The sequence below is a fragment of the Achromobacter sp. MUI-25009338 genome, from assembly GCF_057359325.1.
Window position 1 is genome coordinate 4097754 of record NZ_CM170627.1, and the last position, 15447, is coordinate 4113200.

The 15447-nt window shown below is 58.5% G+C and carries 17 protein-coding genes, 2 pseudogenes and 2 other annotated features; of the genes and pseudogenes, 8 read left to right on the top strand and 11 right to left on the bottom strand.

The features are described from left to right. The first annotated feature begins 18 nt into the window (after positions 1 to 18). Both AC1IQ6_RS19410 and AC1IQ6_RS19415 read left to right on the top strand, forming a co-directional pair. A complete protein-coding gene (locus AC1IQ6_RS19410; protein ID WP_241117094.1) occupies positions 19 to 843 on the top strand; it encodes a PD-(D/E)XK nuclease domain-containing protein in 825 nt (274 codons plus the stop codon). A 42-nt stretch (positions 844 to 885) separates the two neighbouring features. Beyond that, on the top strand, positions 886 to 1767 hold the full coding sequence (locus AC1IQ6_RS19415) for a TIR domain-containing protein (RefSeq protein WP_241117095.1): 882 nt from the start codon (positions 886 to 888) through the stop codon (positions 1765 to 1767). Positions 1768 to 1895: 128 nt separating this feature from the next. Here the strand turns inward: AC1IQ6_RS19415 and AC1IQ6_RS19420 are convergent, their stop codons facing one another. After that, positions 1896 to 2210, bottom strand: a complete 315-nt coding sequence (locus AC1IQ6_RS19420) for a DUF736 domain-containing protein (RefSeq protein ID WP_241117096.1) — start codon at positions 2208 to 2210, stop codon at positions 1896 to 1898. Positions 2211 to 2908: 698 nt separating this feature from the next. Here AC1IQ6_RS19420 and AC1IQ6_RS19425 point away from each other — a divergent pair. Then, positions 2909 to 3316, top strand: coding sequence for a hypothetical protein (locus AC1IQ6_RS19425; protein ID WP_241117097.1), 408 nt, complete (start codon positions 2909 to 2911; stop codon positions 3314 to 3316). Positions 3317 to 3618: 302 nt separating this feature from the next. Here AC1IQ6_RS19425 and AC1IQ6_RS19430 read toward each other — a convergent pair whose 3' ends face one another. Further along, complete coding sequence (locus AC1IQ6_RS19430; RefSeq protein WP_241118525.1) at positions 3619 to 5688, bottom strand: ParB/RepB/Spo0J family partition protein; 2070 nt, start codon at positions 5686 to 5688, stop codon at positions 3619 to 3621. 84 nt (positions 5689 to 5772) lie between these two features. Continuing rightward, positions 5773 to 6600 (bottom strand): DUF932 domain-containing protein, encoded by an 828-nt coding sequence (locus tag AC1IQ6_RS19435; protein WP_241117039.1) that lies wholly within the window; start codon positions 6598 to 6600, stop codon positions 5773 to 5775. 529 nt (positions 6601 to 7129) lie between these two features. On the opposite strand from AC1IQ6_RS19435, the gene AC1IQ6_RS19440 reads away from it, so the two are divergent. Both AC1IQ6_RS19440 and AC1IQ6_RS19445 read left to right on the top strand, forming a co-directional pair. Then, entirely contained in the window at positions 7130 to 8359 is a 1230-nt protein-coding gene (locus AC1IQ6_RS19440) for an SIR2 family protein (protein ID WP_241117038.1), read from the top strand. After that, positions 8356 to 8583, top strand: a complete 228-nt coding sequence (locus AC1IQ6_RS19445) for a hypothetical protein (RefSeq protein ID WP_485865186.1) — start codon at positions 8356 to 8358, stop codon at positions 8581 to 8583. Before AC1IQ6_RS19440 ends, AC1IQ6_RS19445 begins: the two co-directional genes overlap by 4 nt. Here AC1IQ6_RS19445 and AC1IQ6_RS19450 read toward each other — a convergent pair. Further along, a pseudogene (locus AC1IQ6_RS19450) lies at positions 8580 to 8795 on the bottom strand (IS3 family transposase); the annotation flags it as partial. The gene AC1IQ6_RS19445 and the pseudogene AC1IQ6_RS19450 overlap by 4 nt on opposite strands. Positions 8796 to 8845: 50 nt before the next feature. Between AC1IQ6_RS19450 and AC1IQ6_RS19455 the strand changes: the two are divergent. Then, a protein-coding gene (locus AC1IQ6_RS19455) for an IS3 family transposase (RefSeq protein ID WP_485864893.1) occupies positions 8846 to 10080 on the top strand; the annotation gives its coding sequence in 2 pieces (ribosomal slippage) (positions 8846 to 9125 and positions 9125 to 10080; 1236 coding nt in all). After that, positions 9124 to 9240, top strand: a sequence feature (AL1L pseudoknot). It overlaps the preceding gene by 117 nt. 33 nt (positions 10081 to 10113) lie before the next feature. Here the strand turns inward: AC1IQ6_RS19455 and AC1IQ6_RS19460 are convergent. Then, positions 10114 to 11063 (bottom strand): annotated as a pseudogene (locus AC1IQ6_RS19460) (IS3 family transposase); the annotation flags it as partial. Between the two features lie 99 nt (positions 11064 to 11162). Here AC1IQ6_RS19460 and AC1IQ6_RS19465 point away from each other — a divergent pair. Beyond that, positions 11163 to 11462, top strand: a complete 300-nt coding sequence (locus AC1IQ6_RS19465; RefSeq protein WP_485865187.1) for a hypothetical protein — start codon at positions 11163 to 11165, stop codon at positions 11460 to 11462. Here the strand turns inward: AC1IQ6_RS19465 and AC1IQ6_RS19470 are convergent. Beyond that, positions 11459 to 12693 (bottom strand): IS3 family transposase gene (locus tag AC1IQ6_RS19470; protein ID WP_485864893.1). Its coding sequence is split into 2 segments (ribosomal slippage): positions 11459 to 12414 and positions 12414 to 12693, totalling 1236 coding nucleotides; the frame shifts between segments, so codons are not numbered across the junction. The two genes, AC1IQ6_RS19465 and AC1IQ6_RS19470, sit on opposite strands and share 4 nt — an antisense overlap. Further along, positions 12299 to 12415 (bottom strand) — a sequence feature (AL1L pseudoknot). (Overlaps the previous gene by 117 nt.) Before the next feature lie 42 nt (positions 12694 to 12735). Here AC1IQ6_RS19470 and AC1IQ6_RS19475 point away from each other — a divergent pair. Further along, on the top strand, positions 12736 to 13506 hold the full coding sequence (locus AC1IQ6_RS19475) for an ATP-binding protein (RefSeq protein ID WP_485865188.1): 771 nt from the start codon (positions 12736 to 12738) through the stop codon (positions 13504 to 13506). A 71-nt stretch (positions 13507 to 13577) separates the two neighbouring features. Here the strand turns inward: AC1IQ6_RS19475 and AC1IQ6_RS19480 are convergent, their stop codons facing one another. The 5 genes from AC1IQ6_RS19480 to AC1IQ6_RS19500 form a co-directional block, all read right to left on the bottom strand. Next, positions 13578 to 13802 (bottom strand): DUF2188 domain-containing protein, encoded by a 225-nt coding sequence (locus AC1IQ6_RS19480; protein WP_241117036.1) that lies wholly within the window; start codon positions 13800 to 13802, stop codon positions 13578 to 13580. Between the two features lie 44 nt (positions 13803 to 13846). Then, positions 13847 to 14488 (bottom strand): hypothetical protein, encoded by a 642-nt coding sequence (locus tag AC1IQ6_RS19485; protein ID WP_241117035.1) that lies wholly within the window; start codon positions 14486 to 14488, stop codon positions 13847 to 13849. A 6-nt stretch (positions 14489 to 14494) separates the two neighbouring features. Further along, on the bottom strand, positions 14495 to 14776 hold the full coding sequence (locus AC1IQ6_RS19490; protein WP_241117034.1) for a hypothetical protein: 282 nt from the start codon (positions 14774 to 14776) through the stop codon (positions 14495 to 14497). A 68-nt stretch (positions 14777 to 14844) separates the two neighbouring features. Beyond that, positions 14845 to 15153: a BrnA antitoxin family protein gene (locus AC1IQ6_RS19495; protein ID WP_241117033.1), complete on the bottom strand. Its 309-nt coding sequence runs from the start codon at positions 15151 to 15153 to the stop codon at positions 14845 to 14847. Further along, a complete protein-coding gene (locus AC1IQ6_RS19500; protein WP_241117032.1) occupies positions 15134 to 15439 on the bottom strand; it encodes a BrnT family toxin in 306 nt (101 codons plus the stop codon). The genes AC1IQ6_RS19495 and AC1IQ6_RS19500 overlap by 20 nt, the downstream gene beginning before the upstream one ends. Positions 15440 to 15447 lie beyond the last annotated feature (8 nt).

A 15447-nucleotide genomic window follows, 5' to 3' on the forward strand; every position in this document is an offset into this window, starting at 1 on the left:
TGCCAAGGCCTGTCCCTTATGTCCCCCGACGCAATTCTTGAAGCCCTCGAAGCCTACAACACTGAACTGTCCGATGTACTGGGACGGTTTTCACGCACGCGTAACGGATGGCACATCGACGCTCAGGACAACTACCGTCTGAGGACCATCGTCACGGAGCTGCTGGATCTGCTGCGCGACCACATTCCAGGGTCGGTGCAGCATATGGACTTGATTGCCTCGTCGTACAACGAAGGCGTCAGCAATATGTTCGGTTCGGCCTCGTATGCCTGCGTTGAGGAAATCCGGGCTGTGGTGCAAGCCGTCATCACACGCATCCTTCGGAACAAGGGCTTGTTCGACAATGCTGCCGGCCCGGTTTCGATGGATACGGACCTAAAGCGGCTGCTCGATGAGTTGGACCGCATCATGCTGCGGTTCCATGCCGTCGCGCAGCAACTTCGACGGCGACGTGAAGATCGGCCGACCTTGGATATCCACGATGAATATGATGTCCAAGATCTGATGCACGCGCTCTTGCGCCTGCATTTTGACGATGTACGACCAGAAGAATGGGTGCCGAGCTATGCAGGCTCGGCGTCTCGAACGGATTTCCTACTTCCACAAATCGATACGATGGTAGAGGTCAAGAAAACCCGGCCCGGCCTTAGCGCCAAGGCCGTGGGCGATCAGCTTATCATCGACATTGCGCACTATCAGAAGCATCCTCAATGCAAGCGTCTATATTGCTTCGTCTATGATCCCGATGGGCGCATTGCCAACCCGGCAGGCATCGAAGCCGATCTGAACAATGATCGCCACGGTATTGAGGTGCGCGTCTCCATTCTTCCCAAGGCGACGTGACGGTCGAGCCCCGTTTACCTTTCCTCCAATCAGCGAGTCCGCATGTACAACCTACTGGTTACCATCGCCGAAGATGCCTGGGAACTTCCCGCCTACGAATATGATAGGACCCGGTTCCTTGAATACACGACCGACAGCCTGAAGGCCGAGTTTGGCAAGTTAGATGCGGCCGCGATAGAAAAACTGAAGTCGCTTCCTACCCTCTTTACCTACGAAGGCGATGAAGAAGTGGTCCGTGTCGGATATCTGAGAAGGATTCGAGAGCGCGGCCGCAGCATACTCATCGAATACGATCTGGATGAAAATATTCCGCCGTTCACCTTCTCCCAATTGCGACCTGTTCGCATCAGGCTTGATATTCAGGGCGGCGAGATGACGCGCACCCATTGGGCGGTAAAAGATGAAAATCTGTTCGAGATTCTTGCCCAAGCCGGCCTGGTGGATGCCAGCTACGTGGGGGAGGGTCGTCCGGCCGGCCGTGTTGAAGAGATGCGATTTCAGGTTGCTCTGTCCTTCCCTGGGGAGAAGCGGCCTTACGTTGCAGACGTTGCCGCAGAACTGAAAAAGCGATTGGGACGCGATGCAGTGTTCTATGACAAGGATTTCACAGCGCAGCTCGCCCGCCCCAATCTCGATACGCTTTTACAGAAGATATACCTCAACAATTCCGATCTCGTCGTGGTGTTTCTCTGTGCGGAGTATGAGCAAAAGGAATGGTGCGGCCTTGAGTGGCGCGCAATCAGAACGATCATTAAGAACAAGAATGATCATGCCATCATGTTCATGCGGTTTGACCGGGCCGATATCAGTGGGTCGTTCCCTATCGACGGCTACGTGGACCTTGACGAATACACACCTACCGAAATCGCACGCATGATCGTAGAACGTGTCCGCTTGAACAACCTGCCGCCGTCGGCAGCCTAGCCCGCGCACGCTAATCCTTTTTACGCCAGCGATACAAGAACTGCTCGGTTGGTACGCGGTTAGTGCGCGATGCGCCACAGCTGACCGATGATGGTGGCACGCCCGGCCAGCCGGGCGTGCGGGCGAACTCAGTTCGCCTTGGTCGGACGCGACCAGATCAGGTCAAAGTCGCCCGCCTCGTTCTCGATCAGCCTGGCGTAGATGGTGGCCGGGAAGCTCGGGTCATCGAGCGTGATCGAGAGATAGGGCCGGTCGGTGTTGTTGGCGATCTTTTTCCACGCCGCGCCGATTTCCACGTTGCCCGCCAGGATGCGGAAGTCCGGGGACTTGCCGTTGTCGCCCTTGTCGGCGGGAACGATCTTGACCTTGGCGTTGATCGTCAGGGTGCGAACCGTGCCGTTGTAGCCGTTGTCTTGAGCGGTGAAGGTGCCGATGTTAGCCATGAGAAAGCTCCTTGAGGTTTCAAGTCCGCGCCCATCGCGTCCTTGGTGATTCCGATCAGGCGCAGGCCGGGCGCGGCGCACCCCGCAAGGGGCGGGAACAGCGTGGACGACCGGCAGGCACGGCGATTTTGTCGCCGCGAGGAATGCGCGGCACGCGCAGGGGAAAATCGTTGTGCCGGACGGTTGCGCCGCACCAGCCCGAGGCGGCCCCGGGCCGCCGTGCCGGAGCCAGGATTCACAAAACAAGGCCGCAATGGGACGGACGCCACCGGTGCCAAGGAGCGCCTTGGCGTGCGCGTTCATCGCCGTGACGGGAGGCTGCGGTACGGTTCGCTGTCGCATGGCAAGGTCTCGCTCCCTCCGATATCTGCGGCAAGGCCCTGGCGCGTCAGCGCGGTCAATGTGCTGGTGCGGCGTGGCAGGTGCGCCCGCCTCGGCCCTTCGGTCTCGACGTGTCGCCCGCGGCACGCCGTCGGTGCCAGCGTCGAAGATGCGGTGGCTTTCGCCAACCTGCGTGGGCGCAGTCCAGCGTAGTGTTCGCCCACGTGCCTGGCTGGCCGGGCGTGCCGATCGTCCGTATTGCGGGGTCTGCGTAGCGGTTGCCTGCGCGCGCATCCGCGTGCCAACATCCTGCACAGCGCCGCGTTCGTCCAGCGGCCCGAATAAATAACGATCTGACTTCGAGGGAAATCCGCGCCATGTCCGTATTGGGCTGTCTTGTACGCTTCGGCCTGATCCACGCAGCCGGGCTGTTCCTGGCGTCGGCGGCGCTGGCCGCGCTGGGCGTTGCCAGCAACTCCGGCATCGGCATCGCCGTACTCATGGTCTCGGTGTCGGCCGCGTGTCTATGGTTCGGCCGCAGGAACGACCGGTACTTCACGCCATCGGAGCGGCGCGCGGCCTTTCTGGGCATGGGCGGTATCGCCGGTGTGTTGTATGCGCTGTGGGCCCTCTCGGCCCACGCGGCCGGCGTACCGGCCTGGGCAGGCGCGCCGCTGTGGGGTGTCATGATGATGGCCTGCGCGGTGCAGGCCATCATCATCTGGTGTGTGATGGGTGCGGTGGGCAAGCGGTTTGCCGCAGCGCCCGAGCCGCCGCGCAGCTAGCGGCCCAGGCGGCCACGCTGCGGGGTTGGGCCTCGATGGGCAGGCCCGCCGTCGGGGTTTAAAAGACCGCCCGCCGTTGACGGCCCAGCAAGGCCGGAAACAGCGGGCGCTTGGCAATGACCCAGGCGAGACCTGCTCGCCGGGGCCATCTCGCTTGGGTTTGGACACCGGGCGCGGCCACTGCCGCGCCCGGATTTTTTCCGTCACCGCGCCCAGGCCGGGCATGGCCTGGGCGCGGTGCTGATTTTGTATCCGCTGCGCCCGGCGTCCCGGCCGAAACCGGGACGCCTATCGGTGCAAGGTCAGGCAGCCAGCGGCGGAGCCGGTTCATCGGCCACGGCGTCGGCATCCTCCGGCGCTTGGGCGTTAGTCTCGGTCGCCGTGTCCTGCGCGATCTGCTCGGCCTGCTGCCGCAGGTCTTCGGCACGGAAGATGGCGGGCATCCAGCCGGTGCCGCTGGCCAGCCTTTCGGCTTCGCTGGCAATGTCGGCCTTCTTCAGTTTCGCCAGCCGGTTGACGTGCGCCGGCGCGTACTGGCCAACGGCATCCAAGATCACGGCCTTGGACACGTGCTTGAAGTAGCTTTCGGCGGTCGGCTGCCACCATGCGGCCATGTCCAGCCCGACGGCCTGCGCCAGTTCCGCGCCGGGTTGCTCAGGCGTGGCGCGGGGCGTCACCATGTCCAGGGCGGGCGCAACGCACACGGCCAGCAGCTTGACCAGTTCGCCTTGCTCCATCGCCAGCAGCGCGGCGAACAGGTCGGCGCTGTCCTCGGGCAGCTTGCCAGCCCATGCCTGTTGCAGTTCGCGCAGCGCGACGGCGGCGGGCGACTCGGGTATGTCCGGGGCCAGGCTGTGAAGGCGGTCTTGCACCTTCAGGCTCACGCAGAGCGGCAGGTCATGCCCGTAGTGGCTTTCCTGCAAGACCGTCTGCACCATGCCATGCACCACGGCAGCCAGCGCAACTTGCGGATGGCGGGCCACTTCGATTTGCAGCGCCGCCGTGCGGTGGGCGCTCAAGCGCTGCGCCAGCCGGTCGGACATGGCGGCGGTCTTGCGTGCGCCGGCGGCTTCCTCGCCTTCGTCGTCATTCGCGGCGTCGCCTTCGCTGCCGAAACCCTGCCGCAAGCGCTCCAGCGTGCGCAGCGCGCGGGCTTCGGCTTCGCGCATCAGGCCGCGATGAATCACGGCTTCGCCGCTGCGCTCGATGGTGACGATGGCACCGGCTGCGGCCTTCACGTTCGGGCTGTACTCCTGCAAACCGTCCTCGATGGCCTGCAATTGTTCGCCCAGGGCTTCGCCTTCCTCTTGCAAGGCGTCGGCCTTTTCCTCGTCGTCGGCATCCAGCGCGGCATCCACGGCTTCGGCCAGTTGGTGCAGCTTGGCTTGCAGCTTCTCGATGCGGGCGGCTTCGCGCTTGGTGGGTTCACGGCGTTGCTGCGGGGCGCGTTGAAAAGCGTGCAGGTCGGCATGCGTCACGGCGGGCGTGGCATCCACCCATGCCCAGCCTTCGGCCTTCACCTCGGCGGCGATGCCTGCCAGCTTGTCTTGCGCCAGTCGTTCCAGCAGCGCGGCATCGGTCAGATACACGCCCGCGTCACCTTCCGCGAACAGGTCGCGGCGGATGCCGCCGCCTGCGGCTTCGTAGGTGTCCAGGCCGACGAAGCGCACCAGCGGATGCCGGTAGGCGTCAATCTCGCGCTCGGTGAGGCGTTCGCGCAAGTGGGACGGGTGCCGCTGCCATGTCGGTGCATCATAGAAAGCGTGTTCCTGTGCGGCGTGGTCGTCGGTGATGGCAAGGGCCATCAACTGATCGAGCGTGACGGCATCGGCACGATAGTCGGCCATCAGGCGCGGCGACACGTTCGCCAGCTTCAGGCGGCGCTGCACCACCAGCGGCGTGACGGAAAAATCCGCTGCAATGTCCTCGATGGGTCGGCCTTCGGCCACCAGCGCGGCGAATGCCTCGAACTGGTCTGCCGGGTGCATGGCTTCGCGCTGCACGTTCTCGGTGAGGCTGGCCGTGCGGGCGGTGCCATCGGCCACGAGCAGGCAAGGCACTTCCCATTCCTTGCTGATGCGGCGCTTTTTCGCCAGCAGCTTGAGGGCGGCGAGGCGACGGCCACCGGCGACAACTTCGTAATGCTCGCCGTCATCAATCGCGGTAACGATGAGGTTTTGCAGCAGGCCGACACGCTGAATGCTTGCGGCCAGTTCGGGGATGGACAGGCGCGGGGTCTTGCGCACGTTGCGGCCAGTTGGGCGCGACACCAGCCGCGACAGGGGAACCAGAATCAGGTTCTTGGTCGGGTCGGCGGCTTCCAGCGTCGGGGCGTGGACGGCGCGGGCTTCGGGTTGGGTAATGGCGTTCATGGTGATGACTCCTATGGGTTCGGGGATGCAGCACAGGAAGAACCGGCAAGGGCCGCTGCCTGCCCTTGCCGGGGCAGCAAGGGTTCAGGCTTTCAACTGGCGCATGCCATCGGCCAGCAGCCACAGGGCGCGATTCAGGCGCACATCGGCATCAATGCCCTGCACGGGGCGGGTGCGCTGGCGGCGTCCGTTGGCGCTGCGTCCCGGCAAATTGCCTTTGGTCAGGTTTTCCTGGGTGCGGTTGAACACGCTCCACAGGTCGGGGCGGCGGTCATCGAAGCGGCGCGGCATCAGGATTTGCGATTCGGTGATGGGCGCGGGCTTGTTGGGGTCGTCGTACTTCAAGGCCAGCGCGGCGCGGGCGAATACTTCGGCTTCGCCTTCGTCGAGCGTGACGGCGCGCATGGCATCGCGGTTTTCCTTTACGCGCTCAAAGCCGCGCAGGACTTCGTATGCGCCTTCGATCACTTGCCCGGCCACATCGCCTTTATGCGGTACGCGCACATCGGCCACGGTGTCGCCGCATACCAGGCCATTGCTGCACACGAAACGGAACATGCCGGCCAGCATCTGATAGCTGCTGGTGCCATCGTGCGAGTTCAACAGGATGATTTCGTTGGCTTCCGCGCCGTTGATCTGGCTGGCATGGCGCAGGCGAATCATGTGCTTGGTGTAGTCGCGCCGGTCTTCGTGGCGTACGCGGGTTTGCGCCACCATGAAGGGCTGAAACCCTTCCTTGCGCAGTTCCGCCAGCACGGCGGCGGTGGGGATGTAGCTGTACCGCTGCGAACGGCTCTCATGCGGCGCGTCCGCGAAGATGGACGGGGCCACGCGGTGAATCTGGTCATCGGACAGGGGGTAGTCGCTGCGCAGGGTCGGGGCATGGTGCGCGAAACGGGATGCGAGTTGCATGGCATTTCTCCTGACAAAGAAAGGGTTTGCTGTTCACCGCACACCGGATTCCAAGATTCGGAGCCCAGCCGTTGTGGCTGTTCTGTGCGGTTGGCACGAGGAACCCGGTCGGCCCTGTTGCCACCGTCTTTCCTGAGTTCGTCGCCCGCGACGGTCAGGAGCCCACGGACGCGGAGCCGTCAAGGAAACAAGCGCCAGGTTGGTGCGGCCCGCAGCGCAGCGAGGACACGGCCTGGCGCGCCTTGACGGCCCGCGGCCACGGGCTACAGTCGCGGACAAGGTGATGAGGTCAGGAAAGACGGCTGGACATGGCAGGCCGGCCCTTGTGTGCTGGACCGCACGGCAAGCGAAGCGCGCAGGCCCGGATCTGGAAGCCGGGCCGTAGGCGTCAGGGATGCGCAAGGCTGGCGACAGCCAGTCCCGTCAGGGATGAGCGGATAGCGAACGTGGAGCAGCGCGGTCCGCGAAGCGGAGACGCAAACAAATATTTCGCTTATTATCTTTTTGTATAGATTGGCCGCTTATAGCCATGAGCCGTCGTTATGAAAATCTGGGATGGAGCGGCCAATTACCAGGCTGGACGCCTTCTTTTGCGAAGTTAATGAGAGGATCAAGAATGTTTGAACCGATTGAGCCACTGGATACATACAACAAAAACATCAACATATTGATCGGCTCAGGAGCTTCAGCAGACTTGTTTCCGACGCTTGCACTCGCCATTAAGGACGCCAAGGGGAACGGGGAAACGATTGAGACACTTGCCACTAAGTTTGAAAATCTTCCTGAGAAGCGGACAGCCTTGTTCATGCACTACTACAACACGTGCATATTCCCTGTACAGACATTCAATGCCAATGTAGTCGTGTCAGATGAGGGAAAAGCAAATCTTGAGAATTATGAAATTTTCTTGACGACGCTTTTGGGTCTACTAGACCGAAGGAAAGATCTCAATCGCAAGATCAACATCTTTACCACCAACTATGATGGATGCTTGGCTCACACGGCCGACAGTATCCTGATGAAGGGTTCACATGATTTTGTGGTAAATGATGGCACCTCAGGCTTTCACAGGAAGCATTTGCACCCCAAAAACTTCAACACATTCCAATGTCAAACGGGGATATTTGAACGCAGCAATTACGGCATTCCACAGATCAACATCATCCACCTTCACGGCTCTGTCTACTGGACCAAGAACGGTGAAAAGATTGAAGTCAAGTACCGCAATGACTTCAAGAATATTTTGACCAAACATACCATCGGCAAGCTAGAAAGCTATTCAGCTTTCCTTAGCAGCAAGGACAACAAGACCGAAGATATCCCCACGTTGGCCTTCAGCAAAAAACAGATGGGCACTTTCTGGGACGATTACAATAAGCTTCCCATCGTGAATCCTACCAAGTGGAAGTTTCACGAGACCGTCTTTGAAGAGCACTACTATCAGATGCTCAGGCTATTAAGCTACGAGCTTGAGAAGCCAAACTCCATACTCATCACATTCGGCTTTTCATTTGCCGATGAGCACATCCTGAGGCTTGTCCAACGCTCACTTTCCAACCCGCAACTTCAAACCTTCATTTGTTGCTACAGCGATGGCAGCGCGACCAGCATGCGGGAAGAGTTCAAACTTTGGAAGAACGTCAAGGTCATTGGGCCGCCTGATGGCGTGAAGATGAATTTCACGAACTTCAACAGATATGTGTTCTCTCTCAAAGCGGAAGAATACGTGCCACCGGCTGAAGACGAGGAGGCCCTATGAGCATCATCGTAGGCGAAGTCATCGCAGTCAGCGGGGTGCGCATCTCCCTTCGCATTTTTGAAGACTCCAGCCAAGAAACCATCTTCTATGGAGGTGTGAAGTACAGGGGTGTTTCACTCAGAGAGCATGTCTCCATCCAGCGAGGCTTCATAGACATTGTCTGCCTTGTTGAAGGCGAGTTTCTGGACGAAAGAAAGCTGGATGAATCGCCCCGGGTTTCTTAGACAGTCCCGTTCATCAAAAAGTAGCGTCGTTCGAACTCTACCGGAGAAACCTGACCGATATAGCTGTGGCGCCGTCGTGGGTTATAGAACAACTCGATATAGTCAAACACATCGGCGCGAGCCTGATCGCGGGTGGAATAGATCTTGCGCCGGATCCTTTCACGTTTGAGCAACTGGAAGAAGCTCTCGGCAACGGCGTTGTCATGGCAGTTTGAATCACACCGGGTTTTGAGGAGGCTTCATTTCTTGAGAGAATGGAGCCATGAGCAAGAACAACAAGTTTTCCCCTGAGGTACGTGAACGCGCGGTGCGCCTGGTCCAGGAGCATCGTGATGAGTACCGGTCGCTGTGGGCGGCTGTCGAGTCTATTGCACCGAAGATCGGCTGCACACCGACGACCCTACTGGATTGGATTAAGCGATCGGAAGTCAACAACGGGACCCGCCCCGGCGTAACGACAGAAGAGCGCGAACGTCTCAAGGCGTTAGAGAAGGAGAACCGCGAATTGCGCCGAGCCAACGAGATTCTGAAGTCGGCGAGCGCTTTTTTCGCCCAGGCGGCGCTCGACCGCGAACTGAAGAAGTAAACGCCTATCTCGATCAACACCGGGATCGATACGGGGTCGAGCCGATCTGCAAGGTGTTGCAGGTCGCCCCGTCAGCCTACAGGCGCTACGCCGCCCGGTGTCGGCAGCCGCAGCTGCGTAGTCAGCGCGCCCAGAAGGACGAACAACTGCGCCCTCAGATCTATAGGGTCTGGGAGCAGAACTTTCGCGTCTACGGTGCTCGGAAGGTCTGGAAGCAGATGAATCGCGAGAGCATTCGCGTGGCACGATGTACGGTCGAACGCCTGATGGGCGACCTGGGCATTGAAGGGGTGCGTCGTGGCAAGCGGGTTCGCACGACGGTGCCCGATAGCGCAGCGGCTTGCCCGCAAGATCTGGTCCGACGCCAATTCGAGGCGGACCGTCCGAACCGGCTCTGGGTAGCGGATTTCACCTACGTTTCCACTTGGCAAGGATGGCTGTATGTGGCCTTTATTATCGACGCTTATGCCAAACGGATTGTCGGCTGGCGCGCCTCCAGCAGCATGACGACGGACTTCGTTTTGGATGCGCTTGAGCAAGCTGTGTACGACCGTCGCCCCAGTCAGGCAGACGGCCTTATTCATCATTCGGATCGCGGGTCGCAATACGTGTCCATTCGCTATTCCGAGCGCCTGGGTGAAGCCGGCATCAATCCGTCTGTCGGCAACACTGGAAGTGCATACGACAACGCGCTGGCCGAGACGATCAATGGTCTCTACAAAACGGAAGTGATTCACCGCAGGACACCCTGGAAAACCAAGGCCGCTGTGGAGCTCGCCACGTTGGAATGGGTGTCTTGGTTCAACCACCAACGCTTGCTAGGATCGATCGGCGACATCCCGCCGGCCGAGGCCGAAGCGCGTTACTATCGACAACTTGCAGCACCGGCTGCGGAACCTGTTTTACTTTAATCAAACAGCCTCCGCGATTCCCGGTGTGATTCAGTTTCCTCGCCTGCTCATGCTGGGGCGTAACCGATGGGCCTTCAGGAAGTCTTGCCAGTCATGACTACTGAACTGGCTTCCTTGATCTGAGTGCACGAGCACTTCCGCCTCTGGTTTGCGACGCCAGACCGCAGCCAGCAATGCGTTGATGGCGAGTTCTCGGGTCATCCGGTCGCCCATTGACCAACCCACGATCTGCCGCGAGAACAGATCCAATACGGCGGCAAGATAGAGCCAGCCTTCGTGTGTTCGGATGTAGGTGATGTCCGTCACCCAGACCTGGTTGGGGGCATCGACCCGGAATTGGCGTTGTAGATGATTCGGGGCAACAACGCTGGGACGCGTGCCTCGGCCTCCTGGACGACGACCGTATCCGGTGTGCGATCGCAAGCCAGCCTGACGCATCAAACGGGCCACGCGGTGCTTGCCACACAGCTCTCCCATATCGTTCAGGTCACTGCTGATCTTACGGTAGCCGTAGATCCGGCCACTGTCTTCCCAGCATTGCTCTATGAGCGCGCTGACGCGCTTATCCTGTACCCCACGCGCACTCACAGGCTGCACCTTCCAGGCGTAATAGCCGCTGGGATGCACCCCCAAAACTGCGCACAGGCGACGCACAGCGTGTTGCTCTTCATGGGCCTTGATAAACGCGTACTTCACCCGGACTGCTTGGCAAAGTACGCGGCGGCCTTTTTTAGGATGTCGCGCTCCTCGCTCACCCGCTTAAGCTCAGCCTTAAGCCGACGGACCTCTGCGCTCTGGCCATCTTGCTGTGCACGCTGTTCAGGGCTACCCGAATACCGCTTGAGCCACGCATACAGGCTGTGCGTGCTCACGCCCAATCGTGTCGCTACGTCGCTGACCTTGTGCCCCCGCTCGGTGACTTGCTTTACAGCCTGCACCTTGAACTCTTCTGAGAATCGCTGCCGCGATGCCTTGCCTTCCATACACACCTCCATATCGCCTCAATTGTGAGGCAACTGGGTGTCTAGGAAACCCGGGGCGATTCAACCACCAATACACAGCAGCCATTTTTGAGGAGAGTGGTGACTGGAAAAGACAGGTTCAAGGATGTGCCACTTGAGCGTTACATCGAAAAGACCTTTGAGAAAGCCTTCAGCGCAAGCGAGCCCAAACCTGATGCCCTAGAACTTGCCCGAGAGATCGCTAGAATCATAGGTTGCGAGGAATTGCAGGAGCATCTTAGAGGTATTACTTATAACGGAAGGAACAAGTATTTCCGAGCTTCCGAAGGCCACTACTATGATTCTGATAGCGGCAGCTTTGAAACTTTCATGAAGCCACTGCTTGAATCACACCGGGAATCGCGGAGGCTGTTTGATTAAAGTAAAACAGGTTCCGCAGCCGGTGCTGCAAGTTGTCGATAGTAACGCGCTTCGGCCTCGGCCGGCGGGATGTCGCCGATCGATCCTAGCAAGCGTTGGTGGTTGAACCAAGACACCCATTCCAACGTGGCGAGCTCCACAGCGGCCTTGGTTTTCCAGGGTGTCCTGCGGTGAATCACTTCCGTTTTGTAGAGACCATTGATCGTCTCGGCCAGCGCGTTGTCGTATGCACTTCCAGTGTTGCCGACAGACGGATTGATGCCGGCTTCACCCAGGCGCTCGGAATAGCGAATGGACACGTATTGCGACCCGCGATCCGAATGATGAATAAGGCCGTCTGCCTGACTGGGGCGACGGTCGTACACAGCTTGCTCAAGCGCATCCAAAACGAAGTCCGTCGTCATGCTGCTGGAGGCGCGCCAGCCGACAATCCGTTTGGCATAAGCGTCGATAATAAAGGCCACATACAGCCATCCTTGCCAAGTGGAAACGTAGGTGAAATCCGCTACCCAGAGCCGGTTCGGACGGTCCGCCTCGAATTGGCGTCGGACCAGATCTTGCGGGCAAGCCGCTGCGCTATCGGGCACCGTCGTGCGAACCCGCTTGCCACGACGCACCCCTTCAATGCCCAGGTCGCCCATCAGGCGTTCGACCGTACATCGTGCCACGCGAATGCTCTCGCGATTCATCTGCTTCCAGACCTTCCGAGCACCGTAGACGCGAAAGTTCTGCTCCCAGACCCTATAGATCTGAGGGCGCAGTTGTTCGTCCTTCTGGGCGCGCTGACTACGCAGCTGCGGCTGCCGACACCGGGCGGCGTAGCGCCTGTAGGCTGACGGGGCGACCTGCAACACCTTGCAGATCGGCTCGACCCCGTATCGATCCCGGTGTTGATCGAGATAGGCGTTTACTTCTTCAGTTCGCGGTCGAGCGCCGCCTGGGCGAAAAAAGCGCTCGCCGACTTCAGAATCTCGTTGGCTCGGCGCAATTCGCGGTTCTCCTTCTCTAACGCCTTGAGACGTTCGCGCTCTTCTGTCGTTACGCCGGGGCGGGTCCCGTTGTTGACTTCCGATCGCTTAATCCAATCCAGTAGGGTCGTCGGTGTGCAGCCGATCTTCGGTGCAATAGACTCGACAGCCGCCCACAGCGACCGGTACTCATCACGATGCTCCTGGACCAGGCGCACCGCGCGTTCACGTACCTCAGGGGAAAACTTGTTGTTCTTGCTCATGGCTCCATTCTCTCAAGAAATGAAGCCTCCTCAAAACCCGGTGTGATTCAGCTAGACAATCACGTGGATGTGGATGATCTTGATCAGTTTACCGAGCTGATTTTAAGGTGCTACCTGCAATTGTGTTCAGACGTGGTACTAGGCTATGCTCAATACGAACACATCCAACCAGTGCTTGCCAGAGCCAAATCATCCATTACTGCTCTTCGCAATGTCCTTGAAATCATAGATGAGCAGCCGGGACAACATCTATTGCATGTCATCTCTTTGAAGAAGTGCAAGAACGAGATCAAGAAAATCTTGCCGCTGCTAATCGCCAAGAACTTCTACACGAACCACAAGGACTTGGAGAATCTAAAGAGTCCCCCAAGCAGAACCCTCCACCTTATCATTGATGAGGCTCATAACATCCTGTCAGAGCAGTCTACCCGTGAGCATGAAATCTGGAAGGACTATCGGCTGGAACTCTTCGAAGAGATCATCAAGGAAGGGCGCAAGTACGGCGTTTACCTGACGCTCTCCAGTCAGCGGCCGGCTGACATTTCGCCCACCATCGTTTCCCAGATCCATAACTTTTTCATTCACCGGCTGGTGAACGAGCGCGACCTGATGTTGCTGGACAACACCATCAGCACCTTGGACTCCAGCTCCAAAAATCTCATTCCGACCCTAGCCAAAGGCTGCTGCGTGGTCACAGGGACGGCATTCGACCTACCCATGATCCTAAGGATTGATCCACTCCTGAAGGAGCACCGGCCCAGCAGTGACGACGTGGATCTTGAGAAGCTCTGGGCGCTACCGGAAGACCTGTGAGCGGATTAAACTTAAATTGCAGGAGTTTAGCAAGACCGCCCATATCCCGAAAGCAACTCCATATCGAAGTATCAGCCTCGTGTCTTCTTTGGGTCGGCAGCGCGTGGGTAGGTTCGTTCTTCTTGAATCCCTCCGCCTGCCTTATGAATCTTGACGGACCCGACCTTATCTTGCATGTAGTCCCTGGTCGCCTTCAAGATCTCCTGCTTGGTCTCGGCGACTTTTGAAGCACGTTCGTTCCCTTGTTTGGTGAGTTTCCACTTGTCGCCATCCTTGGTGACGTGATAATTGTCCATTTTTTAGTCCCTATGGTCGTTAACAATATCACCTACCCACGCCCCTAACTCTCAAGTCCTTGAAATGGCGACTTCATAGGGGTTTGGGGCAGAAAATAACCGAGGATGCAATCTGCATTTCGCACTGCAATCTGGACATGAGAATATTGTCGAAAAAATGACGTGTCCGCAAGCGGTTGTCCTTGAGCAAACGGACTGCGCACGGTGTCGTAAGGCACAAGTTTGGCCAGGCGGCGTAATGAGTGCAGATAATTGATAATGGCCCGGTCAAGGTTGCGCACGATGTAATCGTCATCGTCGTCATTGGCTTTCTTGTTTTTGGGCAGCTCTCTACCTTGACGAGAGACGCGCAACCCCTCAAGCGCTTCACTGGCTTCTCGAATTCCTTGCTGATGAGACAAGTCCAGACAGTTGCGCAAATCGATAACAGCGCCAATCACGAAGGGGGATTCGATACGTCCTCTTGTCAACTGACGCTCAGGATGCTCAGCCGCCGTCGTTGCGAAGTGCAAGGCACGCTCCGGGTCATTCTCAAAAAAATAGATGCCGTCGCCAATCCAATCGTAGGGATTTTTGCTTGGGGTGAGGTGCGGGATGTCACCCGAAATCAACCGACGTCCGAGCGCTTCATCACACCCGTGAAAACCCAGCACCAAGGAGCGTGAGTGTCTATTCTCGGCCGTCATGCGAGGTTAGCCAGCGTAGGTTTTGGTAAGCCGACCCGCCTTGGTGGTAATGCCAGCGTCTTTGGCAATCTTCTCGCCGAGCGAAGGATTCTGCTTGATCTGACGAACAATATCTGACAGCGGGCTCCAATTGCCTTTTGAAGGTACGTTTTTTGACTTGGCAGGAGCAGAACCAACTTTCATTGCCCCACCTGCGACGGAAATCAGCGTGCCGGCTTTAACACCAGCGCGCTTGCCCGTGCCTTTTGCCGCGATAGGTTTGGTGCCCTTGGGGGCTTTCGTGGACATGACAATCTCCATAGCACATGGCTGAGGACTTCGCCATTATAAAACTTCCATCATCCAAAGAGACGCTACTACTTTATCGAAGACAGCATTTCCCGTCGCAGAATCGCATTGATGCGGGATTGATAGCCCTTGCCCTGCGATCGCAGCCAAGCCAGGACATCCGAGTCGATTCGTACGGTGGTCGAAGTCTTGGTCGGTTTATAGAACTTGCCACGCTCGGCGTTCTTCCAGAACTCTTCTGTCAGCGGAGGGATATCGCTGTAATCGACATCTCCATCGGTACGTGCCGCCAGCGCGGCCAGTTCGGCTTTTTGCTTGTCGCTCAGGGGAGGCAGCTTCGCCAAATCCACCTCATGCTTAACGGATTTCTTGCTCATAACGTCGCCTTTCTTTCCTGTCGGCCGGCCTAGCCGAGATGATGCGGATAACCTCGATGACTTGGTTGTCCGCCTTCAGTTCAAGAACGGTATGAGCCACCAGAAGCAGGAGATATCCATCCACCATACCGAGCGTCTGCCAGCGCTGCTCGCCATGCTCGACACGCTCCGGCCCGGTCAACGCGAATGGGTCGGCAAACGCCCGTACTGCGACCTCGAAGCTCACACCATGTTTACGCAGATTCGTCGCCGCCTTTGCGGCGTCCCATTCAAACCGCGCCAACATACAAAAAA